The following is a 17051-nucleotide window of genomic DNA, read 5'->3' as shown; positions in this document are numbered from 1 at the left end:
TATCAGTTAACCCACACACGAGCATTACGGAACATGCGCATCAGCGGTGCATCTTCGTTCCAGTCATCCGAACGCCACGAGTTCTGCACGGCGCGGAACACACGCTCCGGGTGCGGCATCATGATGGTCACGCGACCGTCACGGCTGGTCAAACCGGTGATACCGCGCGGCGAGCCGTTCGGGTTGGCCGGGTAGCTTTCGGTGACCTTGCCGTGGTTGTCGACGAAACGCATCGCCACGCAACCGGACAGATCGGCTTCCAGCAGTGCTTCTTCGCTGGCGAACTCGGCATGACCTTCGCCATGGGCGATGGCGATCGGCATGCGCGAACCGGCCATGCCCTGCAGGAAGATCGAATTCGACTCCTGGATCTGCACCATGGCAACACGGGCTTCGAACTGCTCGGAACGGTTGCGCACGAAGTGCGGCCAGAACTCGCTGCCCGGGATCAGCTCGTGCAGGTTGGACATCATCTGGCAACCGTTGCACACGCCGAGGGTGAAGCTGTCGTTGCGCTCGAAGAAGCCCTGGAACGCATCGCGGGCGCGGCTGTTGAACAGCGCGGATTTCGCCCAGCCTTCACCGGCACCCAATACGTCGCCGTAGGAGAAGCCACCGCAAGCGACCATGCCCTTGAACTCGTTCAGGTCGACACGACCGGCCAGGATGTCGCTCATGTGCACGTCGATCGCGTTGAAACCGGCGCGGTCGAACGCCGCCGCCATTTCCACCTGACCGTTGACGCCCTGCTCACGCAGCACGGCAACCTGTGGGCGGATGCCTTTCTTGATGTAAGGCGCGGCGATGTCCTGGTTGATGTCGTAGCTCAGCTTGACGCTCAGGCCCGGGTTGTCTTCTTCCAGCAGCACGTCAAACTCTTGCTCGGCGCAATCGGCGTTGTCACGCAGGCGCTGGATCTGGTAGCTGGTCTCGGCCCACTGGCGTTGCAGCAGACGACGCTGGCCTTCGAACACGGTGTCACCGTTGAAGGTGATACCGATCTCGCCATTGTTGATTGGCTGACCGATCACCGACACGCAATCGCCCAGGCCGGCAGCGCTGAACTGCGCGAGGATGTCCGGGGTGGCGTCCTGGCGAACCTGGATCACGGCACCCAGTTCTTCGTTGAACAGGATCGCTGCGATGTCGGCGGAGGAATCCGCCAGGCTGTCGAGGTTCAGGCTCAGGCCGCAGTGACCGGCGAAGGCCATTTCGACGACGGAGGTCAGCAGACCACCGTCGGAACGGTCGTGGTAAGCCAGCAGGTGACCGTCGGCGTTGAGGCCCTGGATCACGGCGAAGAAGGCCTTCAGGTCTTCGGCGTCGTCGACGTCCGGCGCCTGTTTGCCGAGCTTGCCGTGAACCTGCGCGAGGATCGAGGCGCCCATGCGGTTCTGGCCGCGGCCCAGGTCGATCAGGATCAGGTCAGTGGTGCCCTTGTCCATGCGCAGTTGCGGGGTCAGGGTCTGACGGATGTCAGTCACTGGCGCAAAACCGGTCACGATCAGGGACATTGGCGACGTGACGGACTTGTCCACGCCTTCATCGTTCCAGCGCGTGGCCATGGACATCGAGTCCTTGCCCACCGGAATGGTGATGCCCAGCTCAGGGCACAGTTCCATGCCGACCGCTTTCACGGTGTCGTACAGACGCGCGTCTTCGCCCGGGTGACCGGCAGCGGACATCCAGTTCGCCGACAGCTTGATGTCGGAGATCTTGCCGATGCGCGAGGCCGCGATGTTGGTCAGGGTTTCGCCGATGGCCATGCGGCCCGACGCCGGAGCGTCCAGCAGTGCCAGCGGAGTCCGCTCGCCCATGGCCATGGCTTCGCCGGTGTAGACGTCGAAGCTGGTGGCGGTGACGGCAACGTCGGCCACCGGAACCTGCCACGGGCCGACCATCTGGTCACGGGCCACGAGGCCGGTGATGGTGCGGTCGCCGATGGTGATCAGGAAGCTCTTGCTCGCCACGGCCGGGTGATGCAGGACACGCTCGACGCAGTCGGCAATGTTCAGGGTCGACGGATCGAAGTCGTCGCCCAGCTCGGCTTCACGTACCACCGAACGGTGCATGCGTGGCGCCTTGCCCAGCAACACTTCCAGTGGCATGTCCACCGGGCTGTTGCCGAAGTGGCTGTCGGTGACGGTCAGCTGGGGTTCGGCAGTGGCTTCGCCGACCACGGCAAACGGGCAACGCTCACGTTCGCAGATCGCCTTGAAACGCTCGAAGTCAGCCGGGCCGACCGCCAGAACGTAGCGCTCCTGGGATTCGTTGGACCAGATTTCGTGCGGGGCCATGCCCGGCTCGTCGTTTGGAATGTTGCGCAGTTCGAAACGGCCACCGCGGTCGCCGTCGTTGACCAGTTCCGGGAAGGCGTTGGACAGACCACCCGCACCCACGTCGTGGATGAAGCTGATCGGGTTCTTGTCGCCCAATTGCCAGCAACGGTCGATGACTTCCTGGCAGCGGCGTTCCATTTCCGGGTTTTCGCGCTGTACCGAAGCGAAGTCCAGGTCCGCCGAGCTGGTGCCGGTGGCCATGGAGGAAGCCGCGCCGCCACCCAGGCCGATCAGCATCGCCGGGCCACCGAGCACGATCAGCTTGGAGCCAACGACGATCTCGCCTTTCTTGACGTGCTCTTCACGGATGTTGCCCATGCCGCCAGCCAACATAATCGGCTTGTGGTAGCCGCGAACTTCGTCACCGTGCGGGGTGGTGATCGACTGTTCGAAGGTACGGAAATAGCCGGTCAGGGCCGGACGACCGAATTCATTGTTGAACGCAGCGCCGCCCAATGGGCCTTCGATCATGATGTCCAGCGCGGTAACGATGCGCTCAGGCTTGCCGTATGGCACTTCCCACGGCTGTTCGAAGCCCGGGATCTGCAGGTTGGACACGGTGAAACCGGTCAGGCCGGCTTTCGGCTTGGCACCGCGACCGGTGGCGCCTTCGTCGCGGATTTCGCCACCGGAACCGGTGGACGCGCCCGGGAACGGAGCAATCGCGGTCGGGTGGTTGTGGGTCTCGACCTTCATCAGGATGTGCACCGGTTCCTGCACCGCGCCGTACTGGCGGGTTTCAGGGTCCGGGAAGAAGCGACCGGCCACGGAACCGACGATCACCGAAGCGTTGTCCTTATAAGCCGACAGGACGCCTTCGTTGTGCATCTGGTAGGTGTTCTTGATCATGCCGAACAGGCTTTTATCCTGGCTCTGGCCGTCGATGTCCCAACTGGCGTTGAAGATCTTGTGACGGCAGTGCTCGGAGTTCGCCTGGGCGAACATCATCAGTTCGATGTCATGTGGGTTGCGCTTCAAGCCGACGAAGGCGTTGACCAGATAGTCGATCTCGTCTTCGGCCAGGGCCAGGCCCAGCTCGGTGTTGGCTTTTTCCAGCGCGGCGCGGCCGCCGCCCAGCACGTCGATGGCGGTCAGGGGTTTCGGTTCGGCGTGGCTGAACAGGCCGGCGGCCTGTTCGAGGTTGCCCAGGACGATCTGGGTCATGCGGTCGTGCAGACCGTCAGCGATCAACTGGGCTTCAGCGTCGCTGAACTGGCCGGCCACGTAGAACGCGATGCCGCGCTCCAGGCGCTGGATTTTCGCCAGGCCGCAGTTGCGGGCGATATCGCTGGCCTTGCTCGACCACGGCGAGATGGTGCCGAAACGCGGCAGTACCAGAAACAGACGACCGGTCGGTTCTTGTACCGGAACGCTTGGACCGTACTTCAGAAGGCGCGCGAGCACCTGCTGTTCGTCGCCGGTCAGGACGCCGGTAACTTCGGCGAAGTGAGCGAATTCAGCATACAGGCCGCTGACAGCCGGAACCTTCTGGCTCAGTTGCTCAAGGAGCTTGCTGTGGCGAAAGGCGGAAAGGGCAGGAGCGCCGCGCAGGATCAACATCTTCGGGACAGCCTCGGGAAGGGGTGTGCTTTGAGGCCGTGCATTCTAGCCTAAACAGCCCGCGACATCACCCGAAACGCTACGCACGGTTGCACTCGGGTGTCGATCTGTGTTTCTGCCCCGAAAGTCAGGTTAACCGGGCGTGTGACGACAGCTTATTTTTACTGTGACAAAATGCAGACAAGGCCCGTTCCTGCGGGGTTTCGGCCGGATTTGTGATCTCTAGCAGACTCGCCCTTCACTGTCGAGATATGGCGCCCGTGGTCCTTTGCGTATACTGCGCAGATGTTTTTCCCAATGGCTTTGCGTCCGCGGTACGCCAAATGGCTGATCGCAACCGGACTCTTCCTGATGCTCGGCGCCTGTGTTGATAAACCCAACACGCTCGAGCGCGTAAAGGAGGATGGCGTGCTGCGGGTGGTTACCCGAAACAGCCCCGCCACCTACTTTCAGGATCGCAACGGTGAAACCGGCTTCGAATACGAGCTGGTGAAGCGCTTCGCCGACGATCTGGGGGTCGAGCTCAAGATCGAGACCGCCGACAACCTCGATGACCTGTTCAACCAGGTAGGCAAGCCCAACGGCCCGGTGCTGGCGGCTGCCGGTCTGGTCAGCAGCGAAGAACGCAAGAAGCAGGTGCGCTTCTCGCACTCTTATCTGGAAGTCACCCCGCAGGTCATCTACCGCAACGGCCAGTCACGGCCGACCGACGCCAAGGACCTGGTGGGCAAGAAAATCATGGTGCTCAAGGGCAGCACCCACGCCGAACAATTGGCAAAGCTGAAACAGAAATTTCCCGGCATCGAATACGAAGAGTCTGACGCAGTCGAGGTCGTCGATCTCCTGCGCATGGTCGACGAAGGTCAGATCGACCTGACGCTGGTCGACTCCAACGAAGTCGCGATGAACCAGGTGTACTTCACCAACATCCGGGTCGCCTTCGACCTCGGTGACGCCAGCAACCAGAGCTGGGCTGTCGGGCTAGGCGACGACAACAGCCTGCTCAACGAAATCAACGACTACCTCGACAAGGTCAAGAAAAACGGCACCCTGCAACGCCTCAAGGATCGTTACTACGGGCACGTCGACGTTCTCGGCTACATGGGCGCCACCACCTTTGCCCAACACTTGCAGCAACGCCTGCCCAAGTACGAACAGCACTTCAAGTCCTACGCCAAGAAAGAGAAAGTCGACTGGCGCCTGCTGGCGGCCATCGGCTATCAGGAATCCCTGTGGCAACCGACCGTCACGTCCAAGACCGGTGTTCGCGGCCTGATGATGCTGACCCAGAACACCGCGCAGGCCATGGGCGTGTCCAACCGCCTCGATCCGAAACAAAGCATCATGGGCGGCGCCAAGTACCTGGCCTACATCAAAGAACAGCTCGACGACTCGATCCAGGAACCGGACCGTACCTGGTTTGCCCTGGCGGCCTACAACGTCGGCAGCGGCCATCTGGACGACGCGCGCAAACTGGCGGCCAAGGAAGGATTGAACCCGGACAAATGGCTGGACGTGAAGAAGATCCTTCCGCGCCTGTCCGAGAAAAAGTGGTACAGCAAGACCCGCTACGGCTACGCCCGCGGCGGCGAACCGGTGCATTTCGTGGCGAACATCCGTCGCTACTACGACATCCTGACCTGGGTAACCCAGCCACAGCTTGAAGGCGACCAGGTCGCCGAGGGCAAACTGCTGGTTCCGGGGATCGACAAGAGCAAGCCGGCTCAAGAGCCTGCGCCGCTCTGACAGAACAACCGAGATCAAATGTGGGAGCGGGCTTGCTCGCGAAGACGGAGTGTCAGCTAACAGAGATGTTGACTGATAAACCGCTTTCGCGAGCAAGCCCGCTCCCACATTGGCAATCTGTTGGCTTTAAGATTTGGCAGCAGCCGCCAGAATCAGCGCCTTCATCTCCGACACCGCCGACTTGAAGCCAACGAACAACGCATGGGCCACCAGCGCATGCCCGATGTTCAGCTCGTTGATGCCCTTGATCGCGGCCACGGCTTCAACGTTGTGATAATGCAGGCCATGCCCGGCATTGACGATCAGGCCCTGGGCCAGGCCGCAGGCCACGCCATCGGCGACACGCTTGAGTTCTTCGGCGACTTCGGTCGGTGTCTCGGCATCGGCATAACGCCCGGTGTGCAGTTCAATGGCCGGGGCGCCAACACGGCGCGAGGCTTCGATCTGACGCTCGTCGGCGTCAATGAACAGCGACACTTCGGAGCCGATCTTCGACAGGCGTTCGACCGCCGCCTTGATCCGCGCTTCCTGTCCCGCTACATCCAGCCCGCCTTCGGTGGTCAGCTCCTGACGGGTTTCCGGCACCAGGCAAATGTGCGCCGGGCGGATGCGTTCGGCGAACTGCATCATTTCTTCGGTGATGCCCATTTCGAAGTTCATGCGGGTTTGCAGCACATCCTTGAGCACCAGAACGTCGCGCTCCTGAATGTGCCGGCGGTCTTCGCGCAGGTGCACGGTGATGCCGTCAGCCCCCGCCTCTTCCGCGTCCAGTGCTGCCTTGACCGGGTCCGGATAACGGGTGCCCCGGGCCTGACGCAGGGTGGCAACGTGGTCGATGTTCACGCCAAGAAGAATACGGGTGCTGGTGGTCACGGAAAGCGCTCCAGAAGAAGAGAAAGTTCGGTGCACAGCATACACGGGGAAATTACGGCTTTCGAAACAACTCGCGGGAAACCAGTGGGCGTCCACCCAGATGCACGGCCAATGCCTGACGCATCAAACGCTTGGCCGCCGACAACGCACCCGGTGCGCTCCAGTCGGCATCGGCCATCGCCAGCAGTTCGGTGCCGTTGAACAGACCCGGTTGCAGCAGGTAGACCCGCTCCAGCCCGGCATCCACTTGCAAACGGTAGAGACCGTCGGGGGCGATGGCCTCATCGTGGATATCCGCAGTCAGTGAGAATCCGTAGCCAAGATCATCGAGCAAGCGCCATTCGAACGAACGCAGCAACGGCTCCAGCGCCCGACCTTCGGCCAGAGCAAGCAGGGTCGCGGCGTAATGTTCGAATACGGCGGGATGGGGATCTTCGGCAGGCAACAGGCGAATCAGCAGCTCATTGAGGTAAAGACCGCTGAACAGCGCCTCGCCATTGAGCCAGGTAGAAACACCGGCACTTTCCATGCGCCCGACGTTCTTCAGTTCGCCCTTGCCCCGGAACTCGACTTCCAATGGCACGAATGGCCGTGCCAGCGTCCCGGCCTTGCCTCGCGCACTGCGCAACACCGCCCGCAGCCGGCCTTGCGGCGTCAGGAAATCCACCAGCGCACTGTTTTCACGGTAGGCGCGCGAGTGCAGGACGTAGGCGGGTTGGGCGATGGGCGGAGTTGAGGACATCAAGTCTCACATACTGTAGGAGCGAGCTTGCTCGCGATGGTGGATAACGATAACGCGGGCTTTCTGAATGAACGCGGCGCTCTCAAGTCCATCGCGAGCAAGCTCGCTCCTACAGAGGGGCTTTCGGGGTATTACAGGTCGCCGTAACCCAGCGAACGCAATGCGCGCTCGTCATCGGACCAGCCGCCCTTAACCTTGACCCACAGGTTGAGCATGATCTTGGAGTCGAACAGCAGCTCCATGTCCTTGCGCGCTTCGGTGCCGATTCGCTTGATGCGCTCGCCCTTGTCGCCAATGATGATTTTCTTCTGGCCATCGCGCTCGACGAGGATCAAGGCATGGATGTGCAGGGTCTTGCCCTGCTGCTTGAACTCTTCGATTTCAACGGTGATCTGGTACGGCAGCTCGGCGCCCATCTGGCGCATGATTTTCTCGCGCACCAGCTCGGCGGCGAGGAAGCGGCTGCTGCGGTCGGTGATCTGGTCTTCCGGGAAGAAGTGATCGTTTTCCGGCAAGTGCTCGGCAATCACCCGCTCCAGTGCATCGAGGTTATGCCCGTGCTGCGCGGAAATCGGGATGATCTGCGCATTCGGCAGCTGCTCCTGCAACCAGCTCAGGTGCGGCATCAGCTCGGCCTTGTCTTCGATGCGATCGGTCTTGTTCAGCGCCACGATCAGCGGGCCGGTCACGTACTGGACGCGCTCGAGCACCATCTGGTCTTCTTCGGTCCACTTGGTGCGGTCGACCACGAAGATCACCACGTCGACGTCTTTCAACGCCGCCGAAGCGGTCTTGTTCATGTAGCGGTTCAGGGCCTTCTCGCCACCCTTGTGCATACCGGGGGTGTCGACGTAGATCGCCTGCACGTCGCCCTCGGTCTTGATACCGAGCATGTTGTGGCGGGTGGTTTGCGGCTTGCGCGAGGTGATCGCCAGCTTCTGACCCAGGATGTGGTTCAGCAGCGTGGACTTGCCCACGTTCGGACGGCCGACGATGGCAACATAGCCACAGCGCGTTGCGTTTGTATCAGTCATTGCCATTCTCCACACCCAGGGCAATCAGTGCTGCGGCGGCCGCTACCTGTTCGGCAATACGACGGCTCACACCCTGACCTCGGCTTTTTTCATTCAGTAAGATGATTTCGCATTCGACGAAGAACGTCCGGCAATGCGGCTCACCCTGGATATCCACCACTTCGTAACGCGGCAGCTCACAACCACGGGACTGCAGGAACTCTTGCAGGCGGGTCTTCGGATCTTTGTTGGTGTCGACCAGCGTCAGGCCTTCGAACTCTCCGGCCAGCCAGGCGAGCACACGCTCGCGGGCCACTTCCATGCCGGCATCGAGGTAGATCGCACCGATCAGCGCTTCGAGGGCATCGGCCAGAATCGACTCGCGACGGAAACCGCCGCTTTTCAGCTCGCCGGAGCCCAGGCGCAGGTACTCGCCCAGATCGAAACCACGGGCCAGTACGGCCAGGGTCTCACCTTTCACCAGGCGTGCGCGCAAACGCGACAACTGGCCTTCGCGGGCCAGCGGGAAACGCTCGAACAACGCCTCGCCGGCGACGAAGTTGAGGATGGCGTCACCGAGGAATTCCAGGCGCTCGTTGTTACGCCCGGCAAAACTGCGGTGAGTCAGGGCCAGGACCATCAGTTCCTGATCCTTGAAGGTGTAGCCGAGCTGACGCTCTAGACGGCTTAAGGAGACGCTCACGGTTTACCCACGCTGAGTTCGTGGTTCGATTGCACTGCCATCGCCGTGAGGCGGCGCAGGCTTGGGACAATTAACGCTGTGTTCAAAAATAACGTCCTGAATATCATTGGCTTCATGCTTTTTCCGTCACCTTCTTCAGGTTCCAGAAATGCATTCGGCGCTGTGTTCAACAGCGCCGTGTTTGATTACTTGATCAGGCCAACCCGCGAGAAATTCGGCAGGTGACTGAGTTTGGGTTCCGGCCAGCTCATCCAGACCGCGAAGGCCTTGCCGACGATATTCTTGTCGGGAACCATGCCCAGCAGATCCTTGGGAATGCTCGGATCATCCCAGTAGCGACTGTCGTTCGAGTTGTCACGGTTGTCGCCCATCATGAAGTAGTGCCCGGCCGGCACGGTCCACGAATGGTCCGGCATGGCGCGGTAGCGACTCATCTCTTTACGGATCATGTGCTCGGCGGCGCCGAGTTTTTCCTTGTAGAGCTCGGCGCTGCCCAGCGTGCCCGGCTCGGAGCCGACCAGTTGCTCGGCAATCGACTGACCGTTGACGAACAGACGCTTGTCGGCGGTGTAGCGAACAGTGTCGCCCGGCAAGCCAACCACACGCTTGATGTAGTTGACGTTCGGATCGCTCGGATAGCGGAATACCATCACATCGCCGCGCTGCGGATCACCGACTTCGATGACTTTCTTGTCGATCACCGGCAAGCGGATCCCGTAGGAAAACTTGCTCACCAGGATGAAGTCACCGACATCCAGGGTTGGCTTCATCGAACCGGAAGGAATCTGGAACGGTTCCACCAGGAACGAACGCAGCACCAGCACGATGAACAACACCGGGAAGAACGACTTGCCGTATTCGACCAGCAGCGGCTCTTTGTTCAGCTGCTCGACCACGACCATGTCAGGCTGGCTGACGCTGCCCTGATAGGAAGCGATGGCGGCACGCCGACGCGGGGCCAGGATCAACAGATCGAGCAACGCCAACAAGCCGCAGACAAATACGGCGATGACCAGCAACAGCGGGAAATTTAGTGACATAGGACCTAACTATCCAACCTGAGCACTGCAAGGAAGGCTTCCTGTGGAATTTCCACGTTGCCGACCTGCTTCATGCGTTTCTTACCGGCCTTTTGCTTTTCCAGCAGCTTTTTCTTACGGCTGACGTCACCACCGTAGCATTTGGCCAATACGTTCTTTCTGAGCGCCTTGACGGTTGTCCGCGCCACAATCTGCCCGCCAATGGCGGCCTGGATTGCCACGTCGAACATCTGCCGAGGAATCAGATCCTTCATCTTCTCGGTCAGCTGGCGACCTTTGTAGTGCGAATTGTCACGGTGCACGATCAGCGCTAGGGCGTCGACCTTGTCACCGTTGATCAGCACGTCCAGTTTCACCAGGCTGGCCGATTGGTAACGATCGAAATGGTAGTCCAGAGAAGCATAGCCGCGACTGGTGGATTTAAGACGATCGAAGAAGTCCAGCACCACCTCGTTCATCGGCAAGTCGTAGGTCACTTGTACCTGAGAGCCGAGGAACAGCATGTCGACCTGTACACCGCGTTTTTCGATGCACAGGGTAATGACGTTGCCCAGGTGCTCTTGCGGCACAAGAATATTGGCGCGCACGATCGGCTCGCGCATGTCTTCGATGGCAGACAGGTCCGGCAGCTTCGACGGGTTATCGACGTAGATCGTCTCGCCGGTCTTGAGCAGCAGCTCGAAGATTACCGTAGGCGCCGTGGTGATCAGGTCCAGGTTGTACTCGCGCTCCAGGCGCTCCTGGATGATTTCCATGTGCAGCATGCCGAGGAAGCCGCAACGGAAGCCGAAGCCCAGGGCATCGGAGCTTTCCGGCGTGTATTGCAGCGACGAATCGTTGAGGGTGAGCTTTTGCAGCGCCTCGCGGAAGTCTTCGAAGTCGTCGGAGCTGACCGGGAACAGGCCGGCGTAAACCTGCGGCTGAATGCGCTTGAAGCCTGGCAGCACGTCGACGTCCGGCGTCGAGCTCAAGGTCAGGGTATCGCCCACTGGCGCACCGTGAATGTCCTTGATGCTGGCAATGATGAAGCCCACTTCGCCGGCCTTCAGGTCAACGGTCGGGGTGTGTTTCGGGTTGAATACACCGACGCTGTCCACCAGGTGGATCTTGCCGGTGGACTTGACCAGGATCTTGTCGCCCTTCTTCACGCGGCCGTGGCGCACGCGCACCAGGGAGACAACGCCCAGGTAGTTGTCGAACCAGGAGTCGATGATCAACGCTTGCAGCGGATCTTCGATGTTGCCGGTCGGCGCAGGAATGGTGGTCACCAGGCGCTCGAGCACTTCATCGACGCCCAGACCGGTCTTGGCAGAGCAAGTGACCGCGTCGGTGGCATCGATGCCGATGATTTTTTCGATTTCTTCCTTGACACGCTCAGGATCGGCCTGTGGCAGGTCGATCTTGTTCAGCACCGGCATCACTTCCAGGCCCTGCTCGATCGCCGTGTAGCAGTTGGCAACCGACTGCGCTTCAACGCCTTGGCCGGCGTCGACCACAAGCAGCGCGCCTTCACAGGCCGCCAGCGAACGGCTGACTTCGTAGGTGAAGTCAACGTGGCCGGGGGTGTCAATGAAGTTCAGCTGGTAGTTGATACCGTCTTTGGCTTTGTAATACAGAGTAACGCTGTGCGCCTTGATGGTGATCCCGCGCTCGCGCTCGAGGTCCATGGAGTCCAGGACCTGGGCTTCCATTTCGCGCTCGGCCAGGCCGCCACACATCTGGATGAAGCGATCGGCCAGCGTCGACTTGCCATGGTCAATGTGGGCGATGATGGAGAAATTGCGGATATGACTCAAATCACTCACGGATCAACACTCAAAAAGGCTGCAGGCATAGCCCGCCGAAAAATAGCCGGGAATTGTACCTGATCCACGGCACAAGCGTCACGTTCGCAGGTCAGACGGCACCTACAAAAACGCCCCGGTCTTGCGACAAGGGCGTTTTTGATCGTCAAAGCGGTCGGAAAAAGCCCGCCATCAACCTGCCCGGCGCAACAGCCAGAGCCCGGCCACGGCACAAATACCCGCCGGCACCAGCACCGAAAGCAACGGTGGGAAGCCGAACACCTGGCTCGAAGGGCCCAACAAATCCTGAACGATGCGGAAGGTGAAGCCCACCAGCACGCCGGTGAACACCCGTTGACCCAGGGTCACCGAACGCAGCGGACCAAAGATGAAGGAAATCGCCATCAACACCAGGGCGGCAGTCACCAGCGGCTGCAACACTTTGACCCAAAATGCCAGCCAGTAACGGCTGTTGTTCAACCCCTGGTCCGCCAGGTAGTGGATATAACCCCACAGACCGCTGATCGACAGCGACTCTGGCACCATGACCACGGTGCTCAACAGTTGCGGACTCAAGGCCACGTTCCAACGCTCGACCGGGTGCGACACCACTTCAGTACTGCGCTCGTGGAACACTGTGGTCGTGACGTCCGTCAACTGCCAGTGATCCGTGTCGAACTCGGCACGCTTGGCGAAACTCGCCGACAGCATGTGCCGCTCGCTGTCGATACGATAGCGAGTCACGCCGTACAGGATGCCATTAGGCTGCACCGAGTTGACGTGAATGAACTCATCGCCCTGGCGGTGCCACAAACCGTGCTTGGCGCTTTGTGCATCGCCGCTGCCCTGGGCCAGCGAGCGATTGGCCTGCGCGGCGGTTTCAGCAGGCGGAGCGACGTACTCGCCGATCAGCAAGCCCGCCAGCATCAACACCAGCATCGGTTTCATGACCGCCCAGACGATCCGGCCGACCGACACACCGGCGGCGCGCATGATCGTCAATTCACTGTTGCTGGCCAGAGTGCCCAAGCCGATCAGGCAACCGATCAGCGCGGCCATCGGCAGCATTTCGTACATCCGGCGCGGCGCCGTCAGCGTCACATAGCCCAGCACATCGACCAGAGTGTAGGTATCGCTGACTTCACCCATCTCATCGATGAAGGCAAACAGCGTCGCCAGACCAAGAATGATCCCGAGCACCGCGAGAATAGCCATGAACACGCTGCTACCAATGTAGCGATCCAGCTTAACCACGGGCCACCTCCAGCGCGCTGCGGCGACTCGCCCGCTTCAAGCGCAAAGGCTCCCAATAGAGCAGGCCCAGGCCAATGGTGAGGAAAATCCCGTGCACCCACCACAAGCCCACCGCGGCGGGGATCTTGCCTTTATCAAGGGCACCGCGGGCGGCAATCAGAATGCTCAGGTAAGCCATATAAAGAAGAATCGCCGGCAATAATTTGAGGAATCGGCCCTGACGCGGGTTGACCCGCGACAGCGGCACCGCCATCAAGGTCACGATGAACACCAGCAATGGCAGCGATATGCGCCATTGCAATTCGGCGCGCATGCGAATGTCTTCACTGCCGATCAACGTACTGGTCGGCATCGCATCGCGGTCGGTGACTTCGTCGCTGACTTCCGGCTTTGGCAGCAATACGCCGTACTCTTCGTACTTGATCGCCCGGTAGTCGGCCTGACCCGGACTACCGTCATAGCGATAGCCGTTATCCAGGATCAGGTAGCGGTTGCCGTCCGGGCGAATTTCCTGACGCCCCTTTTCCGCCACCAGCACGGAAATTCCGCGATCCTTGTTGTTGGAACTGATGTTCTTTTGCGAGATGAACACACCGCCCAGATTCACGCGATCATCCGACATGCGCTCGGTATAGGTGACCCGGGTGCCGTCACGCAGGGACTGGAAGCGCCCCGGCTCCAGGGTATCGAATTCGGTGAGCGCATCCTGCTTGTTCAGCAGCAGCTGAAACTGATTGGCCCCCTGTGGCGCCAGGCTCAGGCTCAGCCACGCGACGACGAGTGCAACCAGGGTGGCAGGAAACATCGTCATCCAGACCAGCCGCTGCTGACTCATGCCGGTGGCCGAGAGCACGGTCATTTCGCTTTCGAGGTACAGCCGCCCGTAGGACAACAGGATCCCGAGAAACAGCCCCAGCGGCAGGATCAGCTGGAGGAACCCCGGCATGCGAAAGCCCATGATCAGGAACAGCGAGCCCGGATCCAGCAGGCCCGAGGCCGCCTGGGCGAGGTATTTGATGAAGCGACCGCTCATGATGATGACCAGCAGCACGGCGCTGACGGCGCTCAAGGTCAACAGGACTTCGCGGGACAGATAACGGAAGACGATCAAACCAGACACTCCAGGGTTGTCAGGCTAAGGCGGCCAAACAAGCAAACATATCGGACAGCCCGCAAGACAGAGCCGCCGAAAAAAGATGGCGCATTATCCTGTGATTGGGTGCGCCTGTCACTGCGCAATGCATAGGGCCGCAGGGTGTAGGGGCGAGCTTGCTCCGGGCGGCGTTCCGACGATGGTCGTCAACGATAACGCGGAGAGCCTGAAGCCCCGCGGTGGTCTCGGGTTCTTCGCAAGCGGGCTCGCTCCTACAGAGGCCGTCAATTCCATGAAGATCGTACAACCGAGGGTTGTCAGCCGCCGGTAGCGAGGTTCAAACTGCGGCCTTTGTCGCCGGTCGATCCTGGCGCCTTTCTTTATATAAGCAATCGACGCACATAAGGTGTCGGGTGCATGCGTGATAACCATCAATTCAGGGACCCGGACATGGAACTGGTTGTAAAAAGCGTCAACCCGGAAACGTTGAAGACCGCCACTCTCGTGGTCTCCGTCGGCGAAGGCCGCAAGCTCGGCGCTGTTGCCAGACAACTCGACGAACTGAGCGGCGGCGCGATCAGCGCAGTGCTCAAGCGCGGCGACCTGGCCGGCAAGGTTGGCCAGAGCCTGTTGCTGCACAGCCTGCCGAACCTCAAGGCCGAACGTGTTCTGCTGGTGGGCACTGGCAAGGACGACGAACTGGGTGACCGCCCGTTCCGCAAAATCATCGCTGGCATCCTCAACACCCTGAAGGGCCTGGGCGGCAGCGACGCGGTACTGGCCCTCGACGAAGTCGTGGTCAAGGGCCGCGACAGCTATGGCAAGACCCGCCTGCTGGCCGAAACCCTGGTGGACGGCGAGTACAGCTTCGAGCAGTTCAAGAGCCAGAAAGCCGATCCCCGCGCCCTGAAGAAAATCACCCTGCTGACCATCAAGGCCGCTCAAGCTGAAGTGCAGCGCGCCGTGACTCACGCCACTGCCATCGCCAACGGCATGGCCTTCACCCGTAACCTGGGCAACCTGCCACCAAACATCTGCCACCCGACCTTCCTCGGTGAGCAGGCGAAAGACCTCGGCAAGGAATTCAAGGATCTGAAAGTCGAAGTCCTCGACGAGAAGAAGATCAAGGCCCTGGGCATGGGTTCGTTCTACGCCGTAGGCCAGGGCAGCGCCCAGCCGCCACGCCTGATCGTCATGCAATACAACGGCGGCAAGAAATCCGAGAAGCCGTATGCGCTGGTCGGCAAAGGCATCACCTTCGACACCGGCGGCATCAGCCTCAAGCCAGGCGCCGGCATGGATGAAATGAAGTACGACATGGGCGGTGCCGCCAGCGTGTTCGGCACCCTGCGTGCCGTGCTGGAACTGAAGCTGCCGATCAACCTGGTGTGCATCCTGGCCTGTGCCGAGAACATGCCGAGCGGCAACGCTTCGCGCCCTGGCGACATTGTCACCACCATGAGCGGCCAGACCGTGGAAATCCTCAACACCGACGCCGAAGGCCGTCTGGTGCTGTGCGACGCCCTGACCTACTCCGAGCGCTTCAAGCCGCAAGCGGTCATCGACATCGCGACCCTGACCGGTGCCTGCGTGGTCGCTCTGGGTTCCCACACGTCGGGCCTGCTGGGCAACAACGACGAACTGATCGGCCAACTGCTGAGCGCCGGCAAGGCTGCCGACGACCGCGCCTGGCAACTGCCGCTGTTCGATGAGTATCAGGAACAGCTGGACAGCCCGTTCGCCGATATCGCCAACATCGGCGGCCCGAAAGCCGGCACCATCACCGCCGCCTGCTTCCTGTCGCGCTTCACCAAGAACCTGAACTGGGCGCACCTGGACATCGCCGGCACCGCCTGGACCAGCGGCGGCAAGGACAAGGGCGCCACTGGCCGTCCGGTTCCTCTGCTGACCCAATACCTGCTGGACCGCGCCAAAGCCTGAAACCAATGACCCTGGGGGGCATTGCTTTCGGGCAGTGCCCCCAAGGGCTCAGGAACCGCAATGACCAAAGTCGACTTCTATATACTGCCCAGCGCCGATCCTTCGGCACGCCTGGATTTCGCTTGCAAGCTCACCGAAAAGGCCTGGCGCATGGGGCACCGCGTCTACCTGCATTGCAGTGACGCCGCCCAACGCAACGATCTCGACGCACGCCTCTGGACGTTCAAGGGTGAAAGCTTCGTTCCCCACGGCCCCGCCGAAAACGAACCGGATGGCTTGATTGTCCTGGGTCTGGGTGACGATTGCGGTCAGCATCAGGACTTGCTGGTCAATCTCGACCTGAAAGTCCCGGCCTTCGCCCAGCGTTTCGCCCGCGTGGCGGAAGTGGTGGTGGAAGACCCGACGATTCGCCAGGCCGCGCGGGAGAGTTTCCGTTTCTACCGCGAACAGGGCTATCCTCTGCAAGATCACCGTTTACAGCGACTCTGAGCCTTCCAATGGACACTCCAAAACCGCTGCAACAGTCCGCGCACCTGCTGGACGACCTTGAGTCGATCCGCCAATTGCTCGGCGATGACAACCTGCAACCGCCCCTGCTGACCGACACGGTCGAGGAAGGCGATCAGGAACAGATTCCCATGTTGTTCGACGCGGTCAGCGAGCCTTCGCCGCCCGTCGAACCGACAGCCCCTGCCCCGATCGTAGAGCCGGTCATCACTGCTGCGCCGGCGCCTGCAGCCAGCAAGAACCCGGATGACCTGTTGCACCTGGACAGCGAACTTCGCGCCGCCGCGCAGCTGATCATGCAAGACGTGATCGACGATTTCGCCCCGCACATCGAGACCGAAATCAAACGCCGCCTCAGTGCACGACTGGAGCGGTTGTTGAGCCAGTACAACGATTGAACAACTTGCGGTGAGGGCTCTTCTGTGGGAGCGAGCTTGCTCGCGATGAGGGCGTCAT

At 60.9% G+C, this 17051-nt stretch carries 13 protein-coding genes; 4 read left to right on the top strand and 9 right to left on the bottom strand.

Annotated features, from left to right (window positions below; genetic code table 11):
• Positions 1 to 2: 2 nt before the first annotated feature.
• A complete protein-coding gene (gene purL / locus KSS91_RS05665; RefSeq protein ID WP_217837296.1) occupies positions 3 to 3899 on the bottom strand; it encodes a phosphoribosylformylglycinamidine synthase in 3897 nt (1298 codons plus the stop codon).
• A 285-nt stretch (positions 3900 to 4184) separates the two neighbouring features.
• On the opposite strand from purL, the gene mltF reads away from it, so the two are divergent.
• Positions 4185 to 5645, top strand: coding sequence for a membrane-bound lytic murein transglycosylase MltF (gene mltF, locus KSS91_RS05660; RefSeq protein WP_015093646.1), 1461 nt, complete (start codon positions 4185 to 4187; stop codon positions 5643 to 5645).
• Between the two features lie 126 nt (positions 5646 to 5771).
• On the opposite strand, the gene pdxJ is transcribed toward mltF, so the two are convergent.
• The 8 genes from pdxJ to lptF form a co-directional block, all read right to left on the bottom strand.
• Positions 5772 to 6518: a pyridoxine 5'-phosphate synthase gene (gene pdxJ, locus KSS91_RS05655; protein WP_217837295.1), complete on the bottom strand. Its 747-nt coding sequence runs from the start codon at positions 6516 to 6518 to the stop codon at positions 5772 to 5774.
• 52 nt (positions 6519 to 6570) lie between these two features.
• Positions 6571 to 7260, bottom strand: a complete 690-nt coding sequence (gene recO / locus KSS91_RS05650; RefSeq protein WP_217837294.1) for a DNA repair protein RecO — start codon at positions 7258 to 7260, stop codon at positions 6571 to 6573.
• 131 nt (positions 7261 to 7391) lie between these two features.
• Entirely contained in the window at positions 7392 to 8294 is a 903-nt protein-coding gene (gene era, locus KSS91_RS05645; RefSeq protein WP_007973959.1) for a GTPase Era, read from the bottom strand.
• Complete coding sequence (gene rnc / locus KSS91_RS05640) at positions 8287 to 8976, bottom strand: ribonuclease III (protein WP_007973960.1); 690 nt, start codon at positions 8974 to 8976, stop codon at positions 8287 to 8289. Before rnc ends, era begins: the two co-directional genes overlap by 8 nt.
• A gap of 185 nt (positions 8977 to 9161) precedes the next feature.
• Complete coding sequence (gene lepB, locus KSS91_RS05635; RefSeq protein WP_015093643.1) at positions 9162 to 10016, bottom strand: signal peptidase I; 855 nt, start codon at positions 10014 to 10016, stop codon at positions 9162 to 9164.
• Between the two features lie 5 nt (positions 10017 to 10021).
• Positions 10022 to 11821, bottom strand: a complete 1800-nt coding sequence (gene lepA / locus KSS91_RS05630) for a translation elongation factor 4 (protein WP_007973962.1) — start codon at positions 11819 to 11821, stop codon at positions 10022 to 10024.
• Positions 11822 to 11992: 171 nt separating this feature from the next.
• On the bottom strand, positions 11993 to 13054 hold the full coding sequence (gene lptG, locus KSS91_RS05625; RefSeq protein ID WP_217837293.1) for an LPS export ABC transporter permease LptG: 1062 nt from the start codon (positions 13052 to 13054) through the stop codon (positions 11993 to 11995).
• Positions 13047 to 14165 (bottom strand): LPS export ABC transporter permease LptF, encoded by a 1119-nt coding sequence (lptF, locus tag KSS91_RS05620; protein WP_217837292.1) that lies wholly within the window; start codon positions 14163 to 14165, stop codon positions 13047 to 13049. The genes lptG and lptF overlap by 8 nt, the downstream gene beginning before the upstream one ends.
• 432 nt (positions 14166 to 14597) lie before the next feature.
• On the opposite strand from lptF, the gene KSS91_RS05615 reads away from it, so the two are divergent.
• Genes KSS91_RS05615 through KSS91_RS05605 form a run of 3 tightly spaced genes read left to right on the top strand, consistent with a single transcriptional unit; the run spans position 14598 to position 16993 of the window.
• The gene (locus KSS91_RS05615; RefSeq protein ID WP_015093640.1) at positions 14598 to 16088 is read left to right on the top strand and encodes a leucyl aminopeptidase; all 1491 of its coding nucleotides are present in this window, start codon (positions 14598 to 14600) and stop codon (positions 16086 to 16088) included.
• A 60-nt stretch (positions 16089 to 16148) separates the two neighbouring features.
• On the top strand, positions 16149 to 16577 hold the full coding sequence (locus KSS91_RS05610; RefSeq protein ID WP_015093639.1) for a DNA polymerase III subunit chi: 429 nt from the start codon (positions 16149 to 16151) through the stop codon (positions 16575 to 16577).
• 8 nt (positions 16578 to 16585) lie between these two features.
• A complete protein-coding gene (locus KSS91_RS05605) occupies positions 16586 to 16993 on the top strand; it encodes a DNA polymerase III subunit chi (protein ID WP_217837291.1) in 408 nt (135 codons plus the stop codon).
• The last annotated feature ends 58 nt before the right edge of the window (positions 16994 to 17051 follow it).

Source organism: Pseudomonas azerbaijanorientalis (assembly GCF_019139795.1).
GTDB classification, from domain to species: domain Bacteria; phylum Pseudomonadota; class Gammaproteobacteria; order Pseudomonadales; family Pseudomonadaceae; genus Aquipseudomonas; species Aquipseudomonas laurylsulfatiphila.
The sequence above is the reverse complement of the archived record's forward strand: the minus strand, read 5'-3'. Positions and strand labels throughout refer to the sequence as shown.

What these genes read in the sequence shown, in the direction of transcription:
- purL (WP_217837296.1), bottom strand. Translation starts at nt 3,899, where the DNA reads ATGTTGATCCTGCGCGGCGCTCCTGCCCTTTCCGCCTTTCGCCACAGC.
- KSS91_RS05615 (WP_015093640.1), top strand. Translation starts at nt 14,598, where the DNA reads ATGGAACTGGTTGTAAAAAGCGTCAACCCGGAAACGTTGAAGACCGCC.
- recO (WP_217837294.1), bottom strand. Translation starts at nt 7,260, where the DNA reads ATGTCCTCAACTCCGCCCATCGCCCAACCCGCCTACGTCCTGCACTCG.
- KSS91_RS05610 (WP_015093639.1), top strand. Translation starts at nt 16,149, where the DNA reads ATGACCAAAGTCGACTTCTATATACTGCCCAGCGCCGATCCTTCGGCA.
- KSS91_RS05605 (WP_217837291.1), top strand. Translation starts at nt 16,586, where the DNA reads ATGGACACTCCAAAACCGCTGCAACAGTCCGCGCACCTGCTGGACGAC.
- era (WP_007973959.1), bottom strand. Translation starts at nt 8,294, where the DNA reads ATGACTGATACAAACGCAACGCGCTGTGGCTATGTTGCCATCGTCGGC.
- lepB (WP_015093643.1), bottom strand. Translation starts at nt 10,016, where the DNA reads ATGTCACTAAATTTCCCGCTGTTGCTGGTCATCGCCGTATTTGTCTGC.
- mltF (WP_015093646.1), top strand. Translation starts at nt 4,185, where the DNA reads ATGTTTTTCCCAATGGCTTTGCGTCCGCGGTACGCCAAATGGCTGATC.